Raw genomic sequence first — 19951 nt, 5'->3', positions numbered from 1 at the left:
TTGCGGCTGCGAATAGCCTTCAATGCTCGCCGCGACCGATCCCTCAGGCGGCTTTCGGCACTTCCAATCGCTACTTAAGTGGACTCGCCGGCTTTAACGTCAGCTGTTCTGCAAGCAGTATCGTTAGGAGGCCGGGAAAGCGTTGTCTCAAGTCCGCGAGCCGCAATTGATTTGAGCGCCCGTTACCATGGTCGTATTGGCGAATGATACCTGCCTGGCGCAGAATCCTGAAATGATATGTGCGCGTCGCCTTGGTGACGGGAAGGTCGAACGCGGTACAGGGAAGGACTGCATCTGGCGATCTCGCAAGCGCAAGTGCAATATGTAAGCGATGCGGATCGGCCAAAGCGAACAGGACTGTCAGCAGATCCATTTCGTCAGGCCGTGGCTCGGGAAGAAACTCTGCCATTGCCTCCTCGTCCAAGGTATGGTTCTTGTCATACCTATCGTGCGAATGAGTGAGAGACAACGGACATGACGAACAGACGCGTGGTAGAAATAACGGAGTTCGGCGGTCCGTCAGTTCTCAAGATCGTGCAGGAAGGCATTTCCGACCCGGCTGAAGGTGAGGCGCAGGTCCGCCAGACGGCGATCGGCTTCAATTTTATCGACATCTATCAACGCAAAGGCATTTATCCGCTTCCTCTGCCCACGGGCCTCGGCTTCGAAGCGGCGGGTATCGTGGAAGCGGTTGGCGAAGGGGTTGATGATATCAAGCCAGGCCAGCGGGTTGCCTATATGAATGCCGGTGTCGGCGCCTATGCCGACCGGCGCAATGTTCCGGCAGACAAGCTCGTGCAGGTGCCCGATGACATCGACGACGAAACGGCTGCCACAGTCCTGTTCAAAGGCATGACTGCGCAATACCTCCTGCGCCACACCCATGCAGTTCAGCGGGGCGACCTCATTTTCGTGCATTCCGCAGCCGGTGGCGTCGGGCAGATCCTGACACGCTGGGCTACCGCACTTGGTGCGCGCGTGGTCGGTGGCACAGGCTCGCCTCAGAAGCGCCAGGCGGCTCTCGACGCCGGCTGTATCGCGGTCGTGGACACGAGCCAGCAGGATTGGCCGGATGCTTTTCTCAAGACGACGGAGGGCGAAAGGGCGCGCGTCGTCTATGATGCCGTTGGCAAGGACACGCTGCTTAAGTCACTCGACTGCGCAGCGCCCTTCGGACTCGTGGTGATCTACGGCGCGTCCTCGGGAAAGGCGCCGGCGATCGATCCCGAATTGTTGAACAAGAAGGGCTGTCTGTTCCTGACCCGCCCGTCCGTTTTTCCGCACAATGCCGATCTCAACCGGTTCCGGTCGAATGCGGCCGATCTGTTCAATGCGGTTGCGAAGGGGCATGTTTCGCTCGAGATCGGGCAGCGCTTTGCACTGGAAGATATCGCCGAGGCACACCGCGCTGCCGAAGAACGGCGCGCAAGTGGAGCGATTGTGACAATCCCATAGTCATTTTCATCCCAGCAAAGCCTTGTGGCCGCCTAAAAGAAGGCCTGAAAACCCGTCTGTGCCCGGCCGAGGATCAGCGCATGCACGTCATGCGTACCTTCATAGGTGTTGACGGTTTCCAGGTTCTGCGCGTGGCGCATGATGTGATAGCCGATCTGGATGCCGTTGCCGCCATGCATGTCGCGGGCCTGGCGGGCGATGTCGAGCGCCTTGCCGCAATTGTTGCGCTTGACGATCGAGATCATCTCAGGCGCCATCTTGCCTTCGTCCATCAACCGCCCGACCCGCAGGCTGGCTTGCAGGCCGAGCGCGATCTCGGTCTGCATGTCGGCGAGCTTCTTCTGGAACAGCTGCGTGCCGGCCAGCGGCTTGCTGAACTGCTTTCTATCGAGGCCATATTGGCGGGCCCGGTGCCAGCAATCCTCCGCCGCACCCATCGCGCCCCAGGAAATGCCGTATCGCGCCCGGTTAAGGCAACCGAACGGCCCTTTCAGGCCCGACACATTGGGCAAAAGCGCGTCTTCGCCGACCTCGACGCCTTCCATGACGACCTCTCCTGTGATCGACGCGCGCAGGCTCAGCTTGCCGCCGATCTTCGGCGCCGACAGACCTTTCACGTCCCTTTCCAGCACGAAACCACGGATCTCATTGCCGTGCGCCGCCGATTTCGCCCAGACGACGAACACGTCGGCGATCGGCGCATTGGAAATCCACATTTTTGAGCCGGAAATCCGGTAGCCGTTGGCGGTCTTCTCGGCGCGCGTCTTCATGCCGCCCGGATCGGAGCCTGCATCCGGTTCGGTCAGCCCGAAGCAGCCGATCCATTCGCCACTGGCGAGCTTCGGCAGATACTTTTTGCGCTTCTCTTCCGAGCCATAGGCATGGATCGGAAACATCACCAGCGAGGACTGCACGCTCATCATCGAGCGGTAGCCAGAGTCGACGCGCTCGACTTCCCGCGCCACCAGCCCATAGGTGACATAGTTGGCGCCAAGCCCACCATATTCCTCGGGGATGGTGAGGCCGAGCAGGCCGGCTTCGCCCATTTCGCGAAAGATCCCAGCATCGGTCTTTTCCTCGAGATAGGCTTCCTCGATCTTCGGCGCGAGCTTATCGGCGGCAAACGCCGCGGCGCCATCACGCACCATGCGCTCATCTTCCGAAAGCTGGTTCTCGATAAGGAAGGGATCCTCCCAGACGAACGCGTTCTTGTCGGCGGCCATGGTTTCGATCTCCTCAACCAATGCATTTTGTCCAGCGGCATTGTTTGGAAGGCAGTCCTTCACACCGCTTCTAAATCTTGTTTGCTAAGCGGCGGGTATGTCGTTCCCTCGCACTACCCGGCCTCTCCTAGATTACGTACGGCGCAATCTGAAAGCGGAGCTAACTATCCAATCTAAGCTTAGACCTTGCCCACTCTGGGCTTGCGATCGTCGCACCAACACTTTCCAGGAGCCACTTCGCTTTGTCTACGAGTTCGGCATTGCTCTTCACGAGTTCGGTTCGAGACATTCGGACGGTGTCTTCCATGCCGATGCGGACGTGGCCACCCAGCAGGTAAGATTGTAGCAGCATGGGATAAGCGGCACGGCCAATGCCAAAACCGGTCCAAATTGCGTCCTGCGGCAGCATGTTGCGGGCGAACATCATGGTCTCGGGTGTGGTCGTGAAGCCGTATTTTACGCCTAGCACAAGGCTTGCGAGTGGCGGCCCGCGAAACACGCCGCTTGCGAGAAAGTCATTGAGCAGGCTGATGTCCCCGCTGTCGAAAAGCTCGAATTCGGGTCGCACCCCGCAGTCATAGATGATCTCGGCCATTTTCTTGACGTAGGGCGGGGTATTGATCACGATCTCGCTGCCGAATGTCATCGTATTGAGGTCGAGCGTGCAGACATCGGGCCGCAAATCCCGGATATGTTCGACGCGACGTTCAGCGGTGACAAAATTCGTACGCGGGCCTGCAATCTTGGGGTCTTCCTCACCGGGCTGAAATCGGCCACCAGGGCCAGTCGTAATGTTAAGGATTACCTCCGTGTTCTTGACGCGGATTAGTCGAACGAGTTCTCGGTAATGGTCGAGTTCCATGGACGGCCGACCATCGGGATGGCGGACGTGCAGGTGCAGAATGGCCGCGCCAGCGTCAGCAGCCTCGAGAGCTGAAACCGCAATCTGTTCAGGCGTTACCGGCAAATTGCCATTGTCCTCCGGCCTCGTGAGGCTTCCGGTCACGGCGCAAGTGATGATGGTGCCCTTAGACATACGACCTCCCTTAGTCCGCGAGGATGGCTGTGGCGGCGATTTCCACGAGAAGGCTATCGTCGATGAGTGCTCCCGCCTGCACCATCGTCGTTGACGGGCGGATCTTATCGAAGACAGCGCCGTGGGCTTTCCCAACCGCTTCCCAATCGCTCATATTGCGCAGGAAAATACGCGTCTCGACAACATCATCGATCGAAGCATCGAGCTCGCGCAGCACAGCACCAATGCGGTCCAGTATCTCGATGGTCTGCCCTTCTGCGTCACCCGGATGAAGTGAGCCGTCAGGTCCCGTGGCAGTGGTGCCCGATACGATAATGATGTTCCCGGCACGGATCGCCCGGGAGTAACCGATGGCCTCCCCCCAGCTGTTATTCACGGGGACCTTGGCTCTCGTCATGTGGCGCTCCTTAAGATGCCGGGGGTTCTCCGCCGATTTCATCGCGTGAACGGCAGCAAGACTCGGTCGAAGCCTCGTATTATTTCATCAACGTCGGCCTCTTCCATGGCTGTGGAGAACGCCAAGAGCCCGTTGCCTGCGATAATTACACCTTCGTCGAATAACGCCTTTGCAAGAGCAGATACGCGCGTAGGGCCATCTGCCGCAGCAAATGTTGAGCGATAGTCGCTCAGCGGGGCGTCTGTCAGATGGACACGTCGAAGTGAACCCAATCCCGTAACCTGCCCCTGGATTCCATTTCGGGTAAAACAAGTACGAATACCTTGGTCAAAGCGATCGCCGAGTGCCTCAAGTTTCTCGAAAGCGGCAGGCGTCAGTTCCTCGATCGCTGCGATTCCAGCTGACATCGACATAGGGTTGGCGCTGAACGTGCCGCCGTGTGGCACGGCGGGCGCTCCCTTGCTCGGATCGAACACCGACATAACTTCCGCACGGCCGCCAATGGCGCCGATCGCAAAGCCGCCCCCGATAACTTTACCGAGTGTCGTAATGTCCGGGTCGATGTCGAAACGACCTTGCGCGCCATTGTAGCCAAGGCGAAATGTGATGACCTCGTCGAGAATCAGCAGTGCCCCGAGTTCTCGCGTGACTCGCCGCAGCATCGCCAAAAATTCGGGCGTGGCCGGCACCAGGCCCGCGCGGTTGGGCATGACATCGACGAGCACGGCCGCGAGATTGTTGCCGCTAGCACGTAGGATCGCCTCAGCGACCTGGGTATTGTTGAATGGAATGACGACGACGTCGTCAAGCACCCCCTGGGGTGTCCCTTTGGCGGTCGGCACGGATCCCGGTCTGTCGATATCGCCCCAGGTAGCGGGGCTGGCGTCCTGACTTGTCTCGGCCGGGTCGTAGGTCCCGTGGTAGGCACCCTCGCATTTTGCGATCTTTGGTCGGCCGGTATAGGCACGCGCGGCCTTGATTGCATTCATCACCGCTTCAGTGCCGGAATTGGTGTAGCGAAGCTGCTCGACAGAGGGCAGGCGCTCGCAGAGTATCTCTGACAGCCGGATCTCGCTCTCGGTGGGCGCTCCGAAACACGTTCCGGCTTCGAGCTGCCGGGTCGCCGCCTCCAGGATATGGCGATTGCCATAGCCATGTATCAGGGCAGTGAAGTTCCCCAGGGCGTCGATCCGCACGGTGCCGTCCACGTCAGTGATGCGGCAGCCATCACCGCGCTTGGCATAGATCTGATGGGGTGCTCGATAGACCGTCGTACGCGTATTTCCCCCAGGCATGACCTGGAGAGCGCGGGCATAGAGCTTTTCGGAGTTTGGGGAGGACGGGACTGACATGGGGCGCTCTTTGCTCGGTCTTGTTGTTAGGCAGTAAGGTTGATCCGCTCACGGCGCAAGATCGGGTGGTCGTTCTCGAATTCTTGCGCAAAGCGGTGGCCTGAGTGGACGGCCGCAAAGATCGCAGCCGGCGCTTCGCAATCGCCAATGCGTGAAACGCGTCGCAGCCGGCCTGCCTGTCGCTCCTCGATGCGCGCGGTCAACGCGGTGAAGAGTTCGGTGCGAGGGAGCCGCGCCGTAACGAGGACAAGCGCGTCGGCTTCTCTATGCTCGCCCGCGCCCGTCCGCGCATCGACGAGGAGCGCCTGATCGTCCTGCGTGCCGACGAGCGCCTTGTGCGTAACCATCACCACGCCGCGCTCATGAAGCCGCTTTGCCGTCCGGATGTTCTCAAGCGTATTGACGGTGAAGGACGAGACATCCGCCGCCGGTGTCACCAGCGTAATTTCGTTGCCGGCAACGGCCAGCTTCTCGGCGATGACGGCGCCCATGTAATAGTGATCGTCGTCATAGACGATGATTCGGCCCGAGGGAATGTTGCCGCCCATGACATCATCCGGCGTGAACACAGGCGGGCCGGATGACAGTGCAAGCGGCTTGAACGCCGCGCGTCCGATGCCATCTCTGCGCCATCGCGATCCTGTCGCCAGAACGACTTCGTCGGCGTCAAATTCGAGAATGTCGGCGATTCCCAGATCGCTTTGGAGATAAACGCCGACATTCGCCAGCTTGTCGATCTGTGTAACGCGCCAGTCGCGGACCCTCAGCCATTCACGAAGGCCCGGCAGTTCGCCTTCGAGCGTGACGCGACCGCCAAGACGACTCTCCCGCTCGGCCAAGGTCACGCCATAGCCGCGTTCGCCGAGAGCCCGGGCGCATTCAAGACCGGCCGGCCCACCGCCGATTACGAGCACAGTCGCATTGCTCGATTTCCCGGCAATTCGCTCGGGATGCCAGCCGCGGCGCCATTCTTCGCCCATGGTCGGATTCTGGGTGCAGCGAAGGTTCGTCATGGCGAAATGGCTCGACACACAGATGTTGCAGCCGATGCATTCCCGGATATCCTCATAGCGCCCCTCTTCGATCTTCTTTGGCAGAAAGGGATCGGCGATCGAGGGACGCGCAGCCCCGATCATGTCGAGCACGCCACGACGGACAAGGCTCGCCATCGTGTCGGGCGAGGTGAAGCGCCCGACACCCACGACCGGCTTGGTGGTGACCGCCTTGATCCCGACCATGAACGGCTCATGGTCGTTCTCCGCCGCGAAGCGCGAGGTCGGCGAATCGTCAGCCCACGTTCCGACGACGAGATCCCACAGGTCGGGCAGTTCGGCGAGCATGCCGATGGCCTCTATGCCTTCCTCTGCGGCGCGGAGCCCTTCCGGCCCGAACAGTTCGTCGATGATCAGCCTTACGCTGACGGCACAGGCATCACCGCCGCCCTCGCGCGTCACCTCGATCAATTCTTTCAGCAGGCGAACCCGATTCTTCAGAGAACCGCCGTACTCGTCCGTGCGCTGATTGCGGGGCGAAATGAATTGGAAGGCGATGGTGGAGAAATTGCTGTCGACGTTGAGAATATCGAAGCCTGCCTTGCGCGCGCGTTGCGCCGCCGCCTTCCACCAACCCAGGAGCGCCTTGATGTCAGATTTGTCCATGGCGCGGACCTGCACCGGATGATGCCCGCTGACCGGCCGATCCATCGGCCCAAGCGGTACGTCGCGGGTCATGCGATTGGCATTGTAATATGCGGGATAGGCGAGTTGCACGCCGGCGAGCGAACCGTGCTCGTGCACCGCTTCGACCATGAGGGCGAGCGGCGGAATATCGCCGTCATCCCACAGCATCTGCAGAACTTCCGGCATCAGATCGCCGGACGGATGGACCGAGCAGTGTTCTGTATTGACCACTGCCCACCCGCCCTCCGCCTTGATGCCGCGCATCGCCGCATGGGCTTGCGGACGCAAATTGCCCATGCCGTTGCAATGAGGCGTCTGATAGAAGCGGTTGCGGGCGCCAACAGGTCCGATCTGCACCGGCTGGAACAGGATATCGAAGCGTGGATCCCGCATGCATGGCTCTTTCTGGCCTAGCGTCAAAGAGCGAGGCCGGCGTGCTTTGTCATTGGTTGCAGCCGAGAGGACGGCTAAGCGCGGATCTTGATCCAGGTCGCCTTGAGCTCGGTGTATTTGTCGATCGCGTGCAAAGATTTGTCCCGACCGAAGCCCGACTGTTTGTAACCGCCAAAGGGCATCGTAATGTTGCTCTCGTCGAAGTTGTTGACCCAGACCGAGCCTGCCCTCAACCGACGCGCGGTGGACAGCGCGATGTCGATATTGTCAGTCCAAACTGCGGCGGCGAGACCGTAGATGGTGTCGTTGGCGAGCGCGACCGCTTCCTCCACCCCGGAGAAGGAGATGGTGGCGAGGACGGGGCCGAAGATCTCCTCCTGCGCAATCCGCATCTTGTTGCTGACGTTGTCGAAGACGGTCGGCTCGATATAATAGCCGCCTGTCTCGCTGAGGACGCGGCTGCCGCCGGATCTGAGCTCGGCGCCTTCCTTGGCGCCGACATCGATGTAGTCGAGCACCCGTTGCATTTGAACTTGGCTGACCATGGCGCCAAGCTTCGTGGCGGCATCGAGGGGATTGCCAACCGTAAGCGTTTTCCCGACAGCAATAACCTTCTCGATAAACACATCCTTGATCTTGGCGTCGACCAGCAGACGTGACCCGGCGTTACAGACTTCACCCTGGTTGAAGAAGATGCCATAGGCCGCCGCCGTCGCAGCTTCGTCCAGGTTGCCACAGTCGGCCATGACAATATGTGGGGTTTTGCCTCCGCATTCGAGCGCGATGCGCTTCATATTCGACTGGGCAGAATAGCTCATGAAGAGCTTGCCGACTTCAGTCGAGCCAGTGAACGTCACCGCGTCCACATCCAAGTGAAGGCCAAGCGCCCTACCCGCAGTCTCGCCAAGGCCGGTGACCACGTTGAACACCCCATCCGGAATGCCGGCCTCCGCCGCGAGCTCCGCGAGCCGGATCGCGGAAAGCGGCGACTGCTCGGCCGGTTTGAGAATGACTGAGTTGCCTGCCGCGAGCGCTGGCCCGAGTTTCCAGCATGCCATCAGCAAAGGAAAATTCCATGGAACAACCGCAGCCACGACGCCAACGGGCTCGCGGGTAATCATGCCCAGTGCACCGCTGCCGGTCGGAGCAATCTCGTCGTAGATCTTGTCGATCGCCTCGGCGTACCAGGCGATCGTATTGGCCGATGCCGGGACATCGATGGACCGTGCGTCAGAGATCGGCTTGCCCATGTTCAAGGTCTCGAGCAGGGCCAGTTCATCCCCGTGCTGATGCATCAGATCGGCGAACCGTTGCAGCACTTTCTTGCGCTCGCTCGGCGAGCGCCGCGACCAGGAGCCAGCATCGAAAGCCTTGCGCGCGGAGCGTACGGCCAGGTCGACATCCGCCGCGTCGCACGACGCTATTTGGGCGAGCGTTGTCCCATCGGCAGGATTGATCGCATCGAAGACGCCCCCGGATACTGCGTCGACAAATTTGCCGTCAATAAACGCCTGATTGCGGAAATTGAGATTTGAAGCGGCTTGACGCCAGTCGATCACGCTCATGGGATCACCTTTCTCGATAATCGATATGATATTTCAATTAACGAGAAAATAGATTGCCGGCCGCTTTCTGTCAAGATGAATCGTGCCCCTCGAAACTCGCTGCTCTGTAAGCGAGTGCCTCAATGGTATTTGTTAGAAATGTTTTATGCCTAGTTTGCAGATTTCACGCAGGACATTCAATACTGTCAATGACGCATGCCAATCGAATCGCTTCGGCTGCTACCGAACGCTGCTTGATAACCGCGGATACCTGAATTCAAACTGCAATTTTCAACGTCTGCTGGAATTGTTTCTCGAGAATCTTGGAAAGTTTCTCCGCCATGCGCCTGACCAGTGCAACATTAAGTTCTCGGTTTGTGTCGATGATCCCCTGGATCGTTCCCGTCACGCATAGGCTATGCTGCGTACGCTGCCCGTCGATCCTGATCGGGGCGGCGATCGCAGCAAATCCGTCCACATCTTCTCCGATGCAATAGGCCACGCCGGTTTTGCGGACGAGTTGCAGCTCTTCCACGAGAACATCGAAGTCGACTTTGGTCGCCGCCGTGAACCGCTTGAGTGGCTTGTCAAGCATTGAAGCGATGAAGTTCGGGTCCTGAAAGGCGAGGATCGCCTTGGCAGAGGCGCCGGCATGGGCTGGAATTTCATGTCCCGGGACGATGTAGGCCCTCACCAGATTGTCGGGCGCGACCATGTCGACGCTGCGGACGCTGTCGCCGGCCAGTCGTGCGATAAAGCAGGCTTGGCCGGTCTTTTCTGAGAGCTCTTGTAAAGTCGGGCGTGCGACGGCCTTGAACCATTCGTCGCTCGCGCCAGAAAAAAGCAGCCTTTCGAGCCGTCGTCCGAGCTTGAAATTGGCCGTCTTTGGGCCGCTTGGCTCGATCAACTCAACATCAGCCAAGCTCTTCATCAGCCTGTAGGCCGAGGCCTTCGGCAGATCGAGCATCTCGCCGACGGCAGTCCCTGAAATGCCATCCGGAAAACCGGCGACGATCTCAAGAATTCGCACATAACGCTCCAGGGGCTTTTCGGTGGCCGCCTTGGTCGTCGTACTCTTTGCCATGATGTATGCGCCCTAGCCTTTTGCGATTCGATCATCATGCCAGTCGAAATAGCGCATAGCCAAGGGCACGAACCACGGAGAGCCGTTGAAGAATGGCGCCGTAGGAAATTTTTCGACATCGAAGACAGATGACGTGTCTCCTCGTTGAAGAATTCGGGCTGCAATCTTCTCCCCGAAATGTGTTCCCAGAGGAATGCCTGCGAAGTTATAGCCGAGGGCGAAGTGCACGCCGTCCTTCGTGCCGATATGGGGCATGAAATCGAAGGTTCCGGCACAGTGCCCCGTCCAGGCACGACTAAGGCGGACGCCCTTGAGATCTGGCAGAATTTTCACCAGGCGATCGCGGAGCGCGCCGGCGAGCGGCGTCGCCGTCGAACTCGCCGTACCGGTCATGCCACCAAAAAGAATGCGGCTTGAATCAGGCGCCGGGCGGATAAAATCGATGTTCATCCTGGTGTCGAGATAGGTGCGGCGGCGCGGTATCACTTTGTCGATTGTTTCCGGTGGCAACAGCTCGGTTGCAATAACAAAACCACGGAAAGGAATAACCCGCCTTGCAAGCCATTTGAGGTTACGGCTCGTATAGCCGTTGGTGGCGACGACGACATGAAGGGCAGCAATGTCGCCTTTCGAAGTTCGAATGGTTTTCCCACTCGCACCATGATCGACGCCCACGACGTTCGTAAGAGGGTACAACCTAACGCCGGCATCGAGCGCCTTGCGGACAAGGCTCGCGTGATAAAGCCCGGGGTGAATCGAACCGAGATCGGGAATGACCGCGCCGCCATGGTAGCAGTCGGAGGCGATTTCCTTATGAACATCATGTTTCTCGACCACAGAATAGTCAAACCCGACGGCTTGTCGGGTCTGTTCGAGTTCGGCAATCAAAGCTCGAAAATGGGCTTTCGAATTGGCGGCAATGAAGCGGCCGCAGGTCTGGTAGTGACATTCGATACGCTCACGCTCGACGAAGGCCTGGACACCATGGAGAGCGGCATCAAGCTCACGATAGACCTTCATCGCGTGCTCGCGCCCCGACCTTTCCGCCAGCCATTCAACAGACCGCTTGAGCGTGCGACCGACGAAACCGGCGTTGCGCCGTGCAGCGCCTTCGCCGATCCTCTGCGCATCGAGAACTGCAACGTCACAACCCGAGCGCGCCAGATGCAGCGCGGCGACCAGACCCGTAATGCCGCCACCAACGATGACAACATCAGCCTTACCGTCAAGGCTGCCGGGTACTGTGTTCCCGTCGGCAGCGGAAAGCGGTGCCGCCGACCACCAATAAGGCTCCTCGAGATAATCGTCGGCGAACAATCCGGCTTGCGCCGCACCAAGCTTCCCGGTGTTTCGCGACATGGCGTGCAGCATTCGGTTACCTTTTTCTATTGGCGTTGTAGGCTACAGCCATCAGGCAACTCGTCAGTAGGATCATCACCGCGGCGGCGGCCAGGATCGTGGGATCGAGCTGTTCACGCAGTCCAGTGAACATTTGTTTTGGAACCGTGCGCTGCTGAGGCCCGGCAATAAACAGTACCATCACCACTTCGTCGAATGACGAGGCGAATGCGAAGATCGCCCCGGCTGCTACGCCTGGAGCGATAATTGGAAGCATCACCGTTCGAAATGCCGTCACCCGGCCGGCGCCGAGACCCGCCGCGGCCCGCATCAGGCTAAAGTCGAAGCGCGTCAGTGTCGCCGTGACGGTGATCACAACGAAGGGCGATGCAAGAATGGTGTGGGCAATAACGACGCCAGCGAACGAATAGTTGAGCCCGAGCGGCGAAAAGAAAATGAACAGACCGAGGCCCAGCACGACGACGGGAACGATCATAGGCGAGATCGCGAGCGCCATCACGGCGGCGCGGAACGGAAACCGTGGATTGACAAGCCCGATTGCCGCGAGCGTGCCCAAAATTGTGGCGACGGCCGTCGTGGAAACGGCAATCACGAGACTGTTGACCATAGCCCCGGTCCATAAAGGCGAGGAAAAAAGCTGAGTGAACCAACGAAGAGAGATTGCACGGAATGGGTAGGTGAACCAGGGATCGGCATTGATCGAGATCGGAAGCGCGACCGCTAGCGGAAGCATCAACAGTAGAAGCGCGATCCCCACAAACGCATAAAGCGGGATCCGAATGTAGGCAGGAAACTCGGAATAGACGCGGCGGCTCATGCTCAGATCCGATCCGATGAGTGACGTGCGACATGTCGCGCCAGGGGCAGAGCAACGATACCCGCTGCGACGATCAGGACGACGCTGAGTGCCGAAGCGAGCCCCCAATTCAGTTCCTCATTGGTAAATCTTGCAATGAAGAAGCTCACCATCTGATCCGACGGACCGCCGACCAATGCCGGGGTCAGGTAGAATCCAAGGCACAGGACAAAGGTGAGAAGTCCGCCGGCCGCAACGCCTGGAATTGCCTGCGGCAGAAAAATCGTGGCGTGGGCCAGGAGCGGGCCCGCACCAAGGCTGCGGGCTGCCTTGACCTGGTTCACCGGAATTGCCCGCATCACGCTGATCATGGGCAGGACCGTGAATGGCAGTTGGATCTGGATCATCGCGATGATCGTCGCCATGCGCGTGTAAAGTAGGGACAGCGGCTCGGAACGCAGCCCCATTCCAGCCAGCGCATTGTTAAGCACACCGTTCGTCTGGAGAAAGACGATCCACGACATGGTCCGCACCAGCAGCGAGGTCCAGAACGGGAGGAGAATGAAGAACAGGAGGACTGCCGCCATCCCCCCACTGGAATTGGCGATGACATACGCAACCGGGTATCCGATCACGATCGTAAGGCCCGTCACAATGAGGCTGATGAGTATTGTCCTGAGATAGATCGAGCGAAATTCATAGGCGGTTTCGAGCGACGACCGACCATCTGCGTCGATCTTCACAGGAATGCCCGTCGCCCATCGGAAATAGAAGGCGCTGTAACGACCGTTGTGCCGCTTGATGACGCTCCAGATTCCGCGTTGGCCCCAAGCCGGCTCCGCCTTGATCAGCTCGGCTTTCCAGCCCTGGGGGTCGGCGCGATCGAAGTCGCCTGACAGTCCCCGATGGCCGTCGAGAATGATCTGCATTCCGCGCGACAATTCGTACCCCACCCGACGCCCGAGCGGGCGCAGGGATCCGGCGCTGCTCGCCGCCTCCAGCTCCCGTCCAAGCATCATGTAGACGGCCGGGGGCGGCAGGTCTTCTCCGTCCCAGGCCGAAAGCGCGTGCGTGGTTCGTGGCAGGGCCTTGTCGATTTCTCCATCCGACAGCGACGTATGTAAGATCGAGCCTAACGGGATCACCATGAACAGAAGCAGAAAGATCAGGAGCGGCGCCGCCGGAAGGGCAGCCAGGACTGTCCTCCGGTTGCTGTCGCGCCTGATCGAAGAGCGAACGTCGACACCCGTCGTCGGCGACGCGCGTTTTGCCGCAGGCGCATCATCCTGCGTCATGAACAAGCCCACGTCGCCGTACGGAAGCATTGTCTAAGACCTCCCACTGATCGGCCTACTGGGAAATCCAGCTGGCGAATCGGGCGTTCAGCGTGTCGCTGTTCTTGGCCCAAAATGCTCCGTCTTGGGCCAAGGCCGCCTCACTGTTCTCAGGAGCTGACGGCAGGTTCGGCAGCACGTCCTTGGCGACGAGATCGCTGGCCGCCTTTACGGTTGGACCATAGGCAATGTGGTTGCTCAAGGCGGCATTGACGTCCGGCTTGACGGTGAAGGCCACGAAATCCTTGGCCCGCTCCATGTTCTTGGAACCGGATGGGATGACCCACATGTCGAAGCCGCGGATCTGATTGGTCCAGGCGATCCCAAGATCGGCATTTTCCTTGGCATTGGCGTCCGCTATGCGGCCGTTCCAGGCCAGCGCCATCTTCACCTCGCCGGACTTCAGAAGCTGCGGCGGTTGCGCGCCAGCCTCCCACCAAACTATATCCTTCTTGATTGTGTCGAGCTTCTTGAAGGCCCGATCAACGCCCTCTGCGGTTGCCAGAGTGGCGTAGACATCAGCCGTCGCGACGCCGTCGGCAATCAAGGCGAGTTCAAGCGTGTCGACGGGGCTCTTGCGAAAGCCACGTTTGCCCGGGAAGTTCGTTGTGTCGAAAATGTCCGTCAGTCTGGTGGGCGCCTTCGGGAACGCCTGTTTCTGAAACGCAAGGATGGTTGCGTACACGCTTGTTCCCACCGCGCAGTCGGTAAGGGCGCCATCGACGAGGCCTGCGGACTTGAAGGCCGTGTCAGAGCCGATCTTCTCAAGCAACCCCTGGTCGCATGCGGTCGCCCCGGTTTGCGGATCGACGTCGATAACATCCCACGCGACATTGCCACTGTCGACCATGGCACGCAGCTTGGCCAGTTCACCGCTCCAGGTATCCTGAGTCACGGTGATGTTCTTCATTTTTGCATATGGATCGAAAAAAGTTTTTGCCTGTGCCTCCTGCAGGGCCCCACCCCAGGACACGACCGTCAGGCCGTCTGCCGTAGCAGGGAAGGCTCCTGCGGCCAAGATCAGCCCGACCAGCCATGATCGCTTGAAGAAACTCGCTCGTAGCATGTGATGTCCTCTCTGGATTTTCAGTTGCGTTGTCTGCCGTCGAGCGCCCATGCATCGTGCGGCTCCCAATCGAGAAGGACAGGTCTGCCCTTCTCCATCGGAACCCCTAACGATGATGAACTCTTCGCAATTAACCGTTCCCCGCCCGGCAGTTCGACGTGGATCCGGAACTGGTCACCACAGTAGATGACGTCGCAGACCTGGCCGCGCAGCGTTTCTGCGCGCTCCTGCACCGCGATGCGCACGCTCTCCGGTCTGATGGCAATCGTCGCGCGCTGATCGACCTTCGAGTGCACGCTGCTGCGGGCCCGCATTTCCTGCCCGCCGACGAGCCTTGCGCGCACCAGGTCGCCTTCGATCGAGACGACTTTCGCATCGAGACAGTTATTGTCGCCAACGAACTCGGCTACGAAACGGTTGGCAGGACAACCATAGATCTCCTGCGCCGAGCCGATCTGCTGAATGCAGCCGTCGCTAAAGATGGCGATCTTATCGGACATCGTCAGCGCTTCATGCTGATCGTGCGTCACATAGACGACCGTGAGGTCAAGCCGATCGGCGATCCGACGAATTTCGAGTTGCAGGTCCTCGCGCAGCTTTTTGTCCAGGGCACCAAGTGGTTCATCCATCAAGACAAGGCTGGGCTCGAAGACAAGTGCCCGTGCGAGCGCGACCCTTTGTTGCTGACCGCCCGACAAGGCTGTCGGCTTCCGTTGCGCAAGATTGGAAAGCTGCACCATCGCCAGCGCTTCGCCGACGCGAGCGCCGATCTGCTCCTTGGAAAGGCCGCGCACCCGCAATGAGTACCCAACATTCTCGGCGACGGTCATATGCGGGAAGAGCGCATAGTTCTGGAACACCATGCCGATGTTCCGCTTTTCCGGCGGCTTGTCCTGAATCGGCCGCCCGTCAAGCGTGATTTCGCCACTTGAGGGATATTCGAAGCCAGCGAGCATCATCAGCGTCGTCGTCTTGCCCGACCCCGAAGGACCTAGAAGCGTGAGGAATTCACCCTTTGCGATCTCAAGGTTGAGATCGCGGACGACGAAGCTATGGCCGTCGTAGGTCTTGGATATGCCGGTCATGCCGACATGTATCGGGGGCTGAACCATGGCTGAGGGTGCCTATTCCGTTTTTCTCGATTAACGAGACCGCTTATTGAAGATCGAGAATAGAAGCATTCGAGTTTTCCTTCGTCAATCCCCAATGCGCAAATCTTGACCCGGTGGCGTTGCCGCATCCGTATTGTGTCCTGCAGCATATTTGGGGGCTGCCGAACGCGGCAGGCCCCCAGCCCCAGTGGAGGTGGATTCGTTTCGCAGTTTTTTCGACGGCCCGCTCGAAGGGTTTCCACTTCTCACCGACGATCTGTTCGTAGGCTGCAACGACGCCCTCGGTGGCAATGGCAGGGCGTGGGACTGAAACCCCATCTCGGCCGCGAACTCGCGGCCTGGGCGGTGGGACGCTGGTCATCGAGACGACCACAAGGGCCTGCGCGCCGCCGCCCGCCGGGTGTTCACGCCACGCACCAGAGATGCCGCAGTCACTGGAGCGCAATCCGCTTGCGCGCGCGCCGACTCTTATAAGCAGCGCATGGCGGTTGCCGCGATGCCGACGACCATCTTCGCGCAGGACACGAAGGCCGATGCCGAAACCCAGTGGGAGGCTGTGGCCGACGCGCGAAAAGCAGCCCTGATGGACGCCTCACGTCTAGTACTACAGTTGCAATTGATGCCAAATCATGATTCATCTCAGGCGTTTAGCTTGAGGAGAATCTGGAATGTCTGTTTCGGACTGGGCTGGATCCGGGATTGGTTGGGAGCGGGAACTGACGGCATTGAAAGGCCGGCTTTGTTCGGTGTTCCGTCGCTCGGAAGCGCGCGCGAGCTGCGGTGCGTTCATCGACGGTCTTTTGTCGGGGATTGAGCGCAAGACCGGCTGGCTGCTGGCCGAACAGGCGGGCCTGGAGAGGCCGTGGCGGATGCAGGCGCTGCTTGGCCGCTCGCATTGGGATTGCGAGATGATGCGCGCTGTTGTTTTTGACTATGTCACTGAGGCGCTTGGCGACCGATCGGGTGTGCTGGTTGTCGATGACACCGGTTTCCTGAAGAAAGGCCAGCATTCGGTTGGGGTCGCGCGGCAATATTCGGGAACCGCCGGTCGGATCGAAAACTGTCAGGTTGGCGTGTTTGCCGCCTATGCCAGCCGTTTCGGCCAGGCACTCATCGATCGGCGGCTTTACTTGCCGGAAGCGTGGGCCAAGGACGAGGCGCGCCGCAGGGCTGCGCATATTCCCGAAGACGTGGCATTCGCGACCAAGCCGGCGATCGCGCGCGCCATGTTGGCCGACGCGCTCGACAGGGGTGTGCCGTGCGCGTGGGTTCTGGCCGACGCAGCCTATGGCGGGGATTATCAGACCCGGCGCATGCTCGAGGAGCGCCGACAGCCTTATGTTCTTGCGATACGGTCCAATCATACCTTGCGCATGCTGACCGATCAGGGGCTGCTGCAGACGGATCCGAAAGAGATGGCCGAGGAACTCGCCGCCGAGGCCTGGCAGGCGCTTCCGGCGGGTGAAGGCGCCAAGGGCCTCAGGCTCTACGACTGGGCACGCATTGCTCTGCCCTATGTCGTGGACGAAGGCTTTGCCCGCTACGTCCTCATCCGCAGGAGCCGCTCCGATCCGCATGCGCTTAGCTTTTATCTGGTGTTTGCGCCCGCGGACGCGACGCTCGTAGAACTGGCCGGCGCCGCGGGCTTGCGCTGGACGATCGAGGAATGTTTCCAGCGCGCCAAGGACGATCTCGGTCTCGATCATTGCGAAGCCCGCTCATGGCACGGCTGGCACCGTCATATGACGCTGGTCATGGCGGCAGCCGCTTTCCTGGCCAAACTCGGCGCCGATTTGCGCCGTTCGGCTCTCGGCAAACCGAACGAAACGAGTCCAAAGTCAGCAATCGCAGCCTGACGCGCAAAATCGCTCTCATCCCCACCGTCGCCGAAATTCGAACGTTGATCATGCGCCTCATCAGGCGAAAGCTTCACAGCCGTGCCTTCATTTTCGCCTGGTCGCTTTGGCGACGACGGCATCAAGCCCAGGCCATGATCGCTCACTACAAGAAAAGAGGTCATCTGTTCACGGTAGGGACGCCCATTGCTGAGCGCCCCCCGCGCAGATCCGAGCGAGCCCAATTCGGGCACTCGGCTCCTACCTCGGGTGCCTGACGGCGAAGCGCTGGTTTGGCCATGGATGAAGGATTTTGGCTTGTGGGAGCCAGTCCCCGGCCAACCTTGTGATCCTCGTCCAAGTTGTCCTGTTGCGCTGACTGCGACGCCTGAGCGTACGCCGCCAGAGATCGGTCACATGGCATCGGAACGCCTGTAAAGCGCGGCCATTTGTCGGCACGGCAAAATAGGCGAAGTGGCCGGTAACAACTTGCCTCAACCATCTCCCCTGCTCAGGGATCGGCCAATGCATTCGGCGCCGTAGCTCCTCCTTTATGTTTCGGAGCTTCGTCTGCATGCGGTCTCGCCGGGTCTTCCGCACGAGCAGGAATCTGCCCCGGCGAGACCTGCCGCAGATGAAAGTGAAGCCTAGAAACGCGAAGGTTTCCGGTTTGCTGAGCCCGCGCCGCTTGCGATTGGCCGCTGCATGGCGGCCAAACTCAATCAGGCGGGTCTTGTCCGGATGAAGCAACAGCATGAACTCCTCAAGCCTCGCACGCATCGCATCGAGGAAACGACGAGCGTCGCCCTCATGCTCGAAAGCCGACGATCATATCATCGGCATAGCGCACGATGATCATGTCGCCGGTGGCCTCGCGCTGTCTCCAGCGCTGGGCCCACAAGTCGAGGACGTAGTGCAGGTAAACGTTGCCAAGAAGCGGCGAAATCACCGAGCCTTGACCCGTACCCCTGTCATCCACCGTCACGATCCCGTCTTCGAGGATGCCCGCCTTCAGCCATTTCCGGATCAGGCGGATGATGCGCTTGTCGCCGATCCTGTGTTCCAGGAAGCGTACGAGCCAATCCTGGCTGACGCTCCCGAAAAAGTTCTGGATGTCGGCGTCCAAAATCCAGTTCACCTTCCGCTTATCGATCGCCACGCACAGAGCGTCCAACGCATCATGTGGTCCTCGTCCGGGCCGAAACCCGTAGGAGAAACCGCAGAAGTCACCTTCATAGATGGCATTGAGCACCATGACCGTTGCCCCTTGGACGACCTTGTCTTCCAGGGCTGCAATCGCCAGCGGCCGCTGCTTTCCATCCGCCTTCGGTATGTACGTCCGGCGCGACGGTTGCGGGCGGTACGCTCCCCGTTGAACCCGTCTGTGCAGGTCCTCAAGCTTGCGCTCAAGGTCTGCCTCGTAGTCCTGCCACGTCATGCCATCCACCCCGGGCGCGGCCTTGCGCCTGAGCGCGTAGAACGCCGTCCGAAGCGTGTCGACATTGATATGGTGGAAGAGCGCGGTGAACTGTTCCTTCTTCCTCAGCCTTGCGGCTTGCCGTACGCGGTCCAGCGACTGGGACATGCGAGCCCGGCTCTGGGTCCGGTGCATGTGCTGCTGTTCCGCGTTCCCCTTGGTCCCCAGCCTTGGCTCCACCGGCTCCGCTGCCGGTTGCCCGGCTTTGTTCGTCGGTTTCACAGCTACTATGCCGGAGTCAGACTTCTCTGGATCGTGCATCAACGGCTACGGCTCCTCACCTTCCCGTTGCGGACCATCCCACCCCATTAGTCTTGGGGTGTATGGCCAATCCAGAGATCTCCCGGTTCCCGTACAAGGAGCGTCTGCACATGCCAGGGTCTCCGACCACGCCGGGCCGGACAGACACTCGCGCTTGCGCGCCTGCCCATTTCGCCTTCCGCCCAGTTGACGGCGTCGGCGCCCGGAAAAACCCTCTTTCGCGGCTCAATGGCTGGCCTATGCACTCCCCTGCCGACGCTTCGCCGACCTCCTCACGGATGCCTGCGCACGGCTCGGGGCCGATGTGGCTCGCTATTCCTTCATCGTAACGGACTTCCACCGTCTACTCCTTGCCGGTCTCCCGGCGCACCAACTGTAGTACTAGAGCAGATTCGACTTACTCCGGTTCATATCCAGCGGCCTCGAAATAGTTGCGGCATTCGTTGGCTTTGAAGGCTGGGAGGCAGTCTGCGACGACCGACCAGAGTTCATCCACGGATCGTGCGGCCGCTTTTCTGAGCAAGGCCTTGAGCTTTGAGAAGGCCATC

The 19951-nt window shown here is 59.9% G+C and carries 16 protein-coding genes and 2 pseudogenes; 3 read left to right on the top strand and 15 right to left on the bottom strand.

Going from position 1 to position 19951, the window contains the following annotated elements; translation table 11 throughout:
- Positions 1 to 70: 70 nt before the first annotated feature.
- On the bottom strand, positions 71 to 409 hold the full coding sequence (locus MAXJ12_RS22200; protein WP_040587337.1) for an ArsR/SmtB family transcription factor: 339 nt from the start codon (positions 407 to 409) through the stop codon (positions 71 to 73).
- Positions 410 to 474: 65 nt separating this feature from the next.
- Here MAXJ12_RS22200 and MAXJ12_RS22195 point away from each other — a divergent pair, with 65 nt between their 5' ends.
- On the top strand, positions 475 to 1455 hold the full coding sequence (locus MAXJ12_RS22195; protein ID WP_008838240.1) for a quinone oxidoreductase family protein: 981 nt from the start codon (positions 475 to 477) through the stop codon (positions 1453 to 1455).
- A 32-nt stretch (positions 1456 to 1487) separates the two neighbouring features.
- Here the strand turns inward: MAXJ12_RS22195 and MAXJ12_RS22190 are convergent, their stop codons facing one another.
- The 12 genes from MAXJ12_RS22190 to MAXJ12_RS22135 form a co-directional block, all read right to left on the bottom strand.
- Complete coding sequence (locus MAXJ12_RS22190) at positions 1488 to 2678, bottom strand: acyl-CoA dehydrogenase (protein ID WP_008838239.1); 1191 nt, start codon at positions 2676 to 2678, stop codon at positions 1488 to 1490.
- Positions 2679 to 2838: 160 nt separating this feature from the next.
- Positions 2839 to 3714 carry a beta-keto acid cleavage family enzyme gene (locus tag MAXJ12_RS22185; RefSeq protein WP_008838238.1) on the bottom strand — a complete coding sequence of 292 codons (876 nt, stop codon included), beginning with the start codon at positions 3712 to 3714 and terminating at the stop codon, positions 2839 to 2841.
- 10 nt (positions 3715 to 3724) lie between these two features.
- On the bottom strand, positions 3725 to 4111 hold the full coding sequence (locus MAXJ12_RS22180; protein WP_008838237.1) for a RidA family protein: 387 nt from the start codon (positions 4109 to 4111) through the stop codon (positions 3725 to 3727).
- Between the two features lie 38 nt (positions 4112 to 4149).
- Positions 4150 to 5463 (bottom strand): aspartate aminotransferase family protein, encoded by a 1314-nt coding sequence (locus MAXJ12_RS22175; RefSeq protein WP_008838236.1) that lies wholly within the window; start codon positions 5461 to 5463, stop codon positions 4150 to 4152.
- Positions 5464 to 5489: 26 nt separating this feature from the next.
- Positions 5490 to 7535, bottom strand: a complete 2046-nt coding sequence (locus tag MAXJ12_RS22170; protein ID WP_008838235.1) for an oxidoreductase — start codon at positions 7533 to 7535, stop codon at positions 5490 to 5492.
- Between the two features lie 74 nt (positions 7536 to 7609).
- Positions 7610 to 9100: an aldehyde dehydrogenase gene (locus tag MAXJ12_RS22165; protein WP_008838234.1), complete on the bottom strand. Its 1491-nt coding sequence runs from the start codon at positions 9098 to 9100 to the stop codon at positions 7610 to 7612.
- Positions 9101 to 9356: 256 nt separating this feature from the next.
- On the bottom strand, positions 9357 to 10163 hold the full coding sequence (locus MAXJ12_RS22160) for an IclR family transcriptional regulator (protein ID WP_008838233.1): 807 nt from the start codon (positions 10161 to 10163) through the stop codon (positions 9357 to 9359).
- A 12-nt stretch (positions 10164 to 10175) separates the two neighbouring features.
- Positions 10176 to 11534: an NAD(P)/FAD-dependent oxidoreductase gene (locus MAXJ12_RS22155; protein WP_008838232.1), complete on the bottom strand. Its 1359-nt coding sequence runs from the start codon at positions 11532 to 11534 to the stop codon at positions 10176 to 10178.
- A gap of 4 nt (positions 11535 to 11538) precedes the next feature.
- Positions 11539 to 12339, bottom strand: coding sequence for an ABC transporter permease (locus MAXJ12_RS22150; protein ID WP_008838231.1), 801 nt, complete (start codon positions 12337 to 12339; stop codon positions 11539 to 11541).
- A gap of 2 nt (positions 12340 to 12341) precedes the next feature.
- Positions 12342 to 13643 (bottom strand): ABC transporter permease, encoded by a 1302-nt coding sequence (locus MAXJ12_RS22145; protein WP_008838230.1) that lies wholly within the window; start codon positions 13641 to 13643, stop codon positions 12342 to 12344.
- A gap of 25 nt (positions 13644 to 13668) precedes the next feature.
- The gene (locus MAXJ12_RS22140; RefSeq protein WP_244421550.1) at positions 13669 to 14769 is read right to left on the bottom strand and encodes an ABC transporter substrate-binding protein; all 1101 of its coding nucleotides are present in this window, start codon (positions 14767 to 14769) and stop codon (positions 13669 to 13671) included.
- Positions 14739 to 15803: an ABC transporter ATP-binding protein gene (locus MAXJ12_RS22135; RefSeq protein WP_244421549.1), complete on the bottom strand. Its 1065-nt coding sequence runs from the start codon at positions 15801 to 15803 to the stop codon at positions 14739 to 14741. Before MAXJ12_RS22135 ends, MAXJ12_RS22140 begins: the two co-directional genes overlap by 31 nt.
- 359 nt (positions 15804 to 16162) lie before the next feature.
- Between MAXJ12_RS22135 and MAXJ12_RS35450 the strand changes: the two are divergent.
- Together MAXJ12_RS35450 and MAXJ12_RS22130 are read left to right on the top strand one after the other, a co-directional pair.
- Positions 16163 to 16428, top strand: a pseudogene (locus MAXJ12_RS35450) (transposase); the annotation flags it as partial.
- 70 nt (positions 16429 to 16498) lie between these two features.
- The gene (locus MAXJ12_RS22130) at positions 16499 to 17686 is read left to right on the top strand and encodes an IS701 family transposase (protein ID WP_008838226.1); all 1188 of its coding nucleotides are present in this window, start codon (positions 16499 to 16501) and stop codon (positions 17684 to 17686) included.
- Between the two features lie 787 nt (positions 17687 to 18473).
- On the opposite strand, the gene MAXJ12_RS40360 is transcribed toward MAXJ12_RS22130, so the two are convergent.
- Positions 18474 to 19250, bottom strand: coding sequence for a reverse transcriptase domain-containing protein (locus tag MAXJ12_RS40360; protein WP_478212006.1), 777 nt, complete (start codon positions 19248 to 19250; stop codon positions 18474 to 18476).
- Between the two features lie 550 nt (positions 19251 to 19800).
- A pseudogene (locus tag MAXJ12_RS39005) lies at positions 19801 to 19951 on the bottom strand (IS630 family transposase); the annotation flags it as partial.

This window comes from Mesorhizobium alhagi CCNWXJ12-2, assembly GCF_000236565.1.
In the GTDB taxonomy this organism is placed as follows: Bacteria; Pseudomonadota; Alphaproteobacteria; order Rhizobiales; family Rhizobiaceae; genus Allomesorhizobium; species Allomesorhizobium alhagi.
This window is presented reverse-complemented; position numbering and strand designations above follow the sequence as displayed.

Bases quoted from the DNA above. Each gene is read 5' to 3' on its own strand.
- MAXJ12_RS40360 (WP_478212006.1), bottom strand. From the start codon at position 19,250: ATGTCCCAGTCGCTGGACCGCGTACGGCAAGCCGCAAGGCTGAGGAAG.
- MAXJ12_RS22155 (WP_008838232.1), bottom strand. From the start codon at position 11,534: ATGCTGCACGCCATGTCGCGAAACACCGGGAAGCTTGGTGCGGCGCAA.
- MAXJ12_RS22145 (WP_008838230.1), bottom strand. From the start codon at position 13,643: ATGCTTCCGTACGGCGACGTGGGCTTGTTCATGACGCAGGATGATGCG.
- MAXJ12_RS22200 (WP_040587337.1), bottom strand. From the start codon at position 409: ATGGCAGAGTTTCTTCCCGAGCCACGGCCTGACGAAATGGATCTGCTG.
- MAXJ12_RS22170 (WP_008838235.1), bottom strand. From the start codon at position 7,535: ATGCGGGATCCACGCTTCGATATCCTGTTCCAGCCGGTGCAGATCGGA.
- MAXJ12_RS22190 (WP_008838239.1), bottom strand. From the start codon at position 2,678: ATGGCCGCCGACAAGAACGCGTTCGTCTGGGAGGATCCCTTCCTTATC.
- MAXJ12_RS22140 (WP_244421550.1), bottom strand. From the start codon at position 14,769: ATGGGCGCTCGACGGCAGACAACGCAACTGAAAATCCAGAGAGGACAT.
- MAXJ12_RS22180 (WP_008838237.1), bottom strand. From the start codon at position 4,111: ATGACGAGAGCCAAGGTCCCCGTGAATAACAGCTGGGGGGAGGCCATC.
- MAXJ12_RS22185 (WP_008838238.1), bottom strand. From the start codon at position 3,714: ATGTCTAAGGGCACCATCATCACTTGCGCCGTGACCGGAAGCCTCACG.
- MAXJ12_RS22135 (WP_244421549.1), bottom strand. From the start codon at position 15,803: ATGACCGGCATATCCAAGACCTACGACGGCCATAGCTTCGTCGTCCGC.
- MAXJ12_RS22175 (WP_008838236.1), bottom strand. From the start codon at position 5,463: ATGTCAGTCCCGTCCTCCCCAAACTCCGAAAAGCTCTATGCCCGCGCT.
- MAXJ12_RS22160 (WP_008838233.1), bottom strand. From the start codon at position 10,163: ATGGCAAAGAGTACGACGACCAAGGCGGCCACCGAAAAGCCCCTGGAG.
- MAXJ12_RS22195 (WP_008838240.1), top strand. From the start codon at position 475: ATGACGAACAGACGCGTGGTAGAAATAACGGAGTTCGGCGGTCCGTCA.
- MAXJ12_RS22150 (WP_008838231.1), bottom strand. From the start codon at position 12,339: ATGAGCCGCCGCGTCTATTCCGAGTTTCCTGCCTACATTCGGATCCCG.
- MAXJ12_RS22165 (WP_008838234.1), bottom strand. From the start codon at position 9,100: ATGAGCGTGATCGACTGGCGTCAAGCCGCTTCAAATCTCAATTTCCGC.
- MAXJ12_RS22130 (WP_008838226.1), top strand. From the start codon at position 16,499: ATGTCTGTTTCGGACTGGGCTGGATCCGGGATTGGTTGGGAGCGGGAA.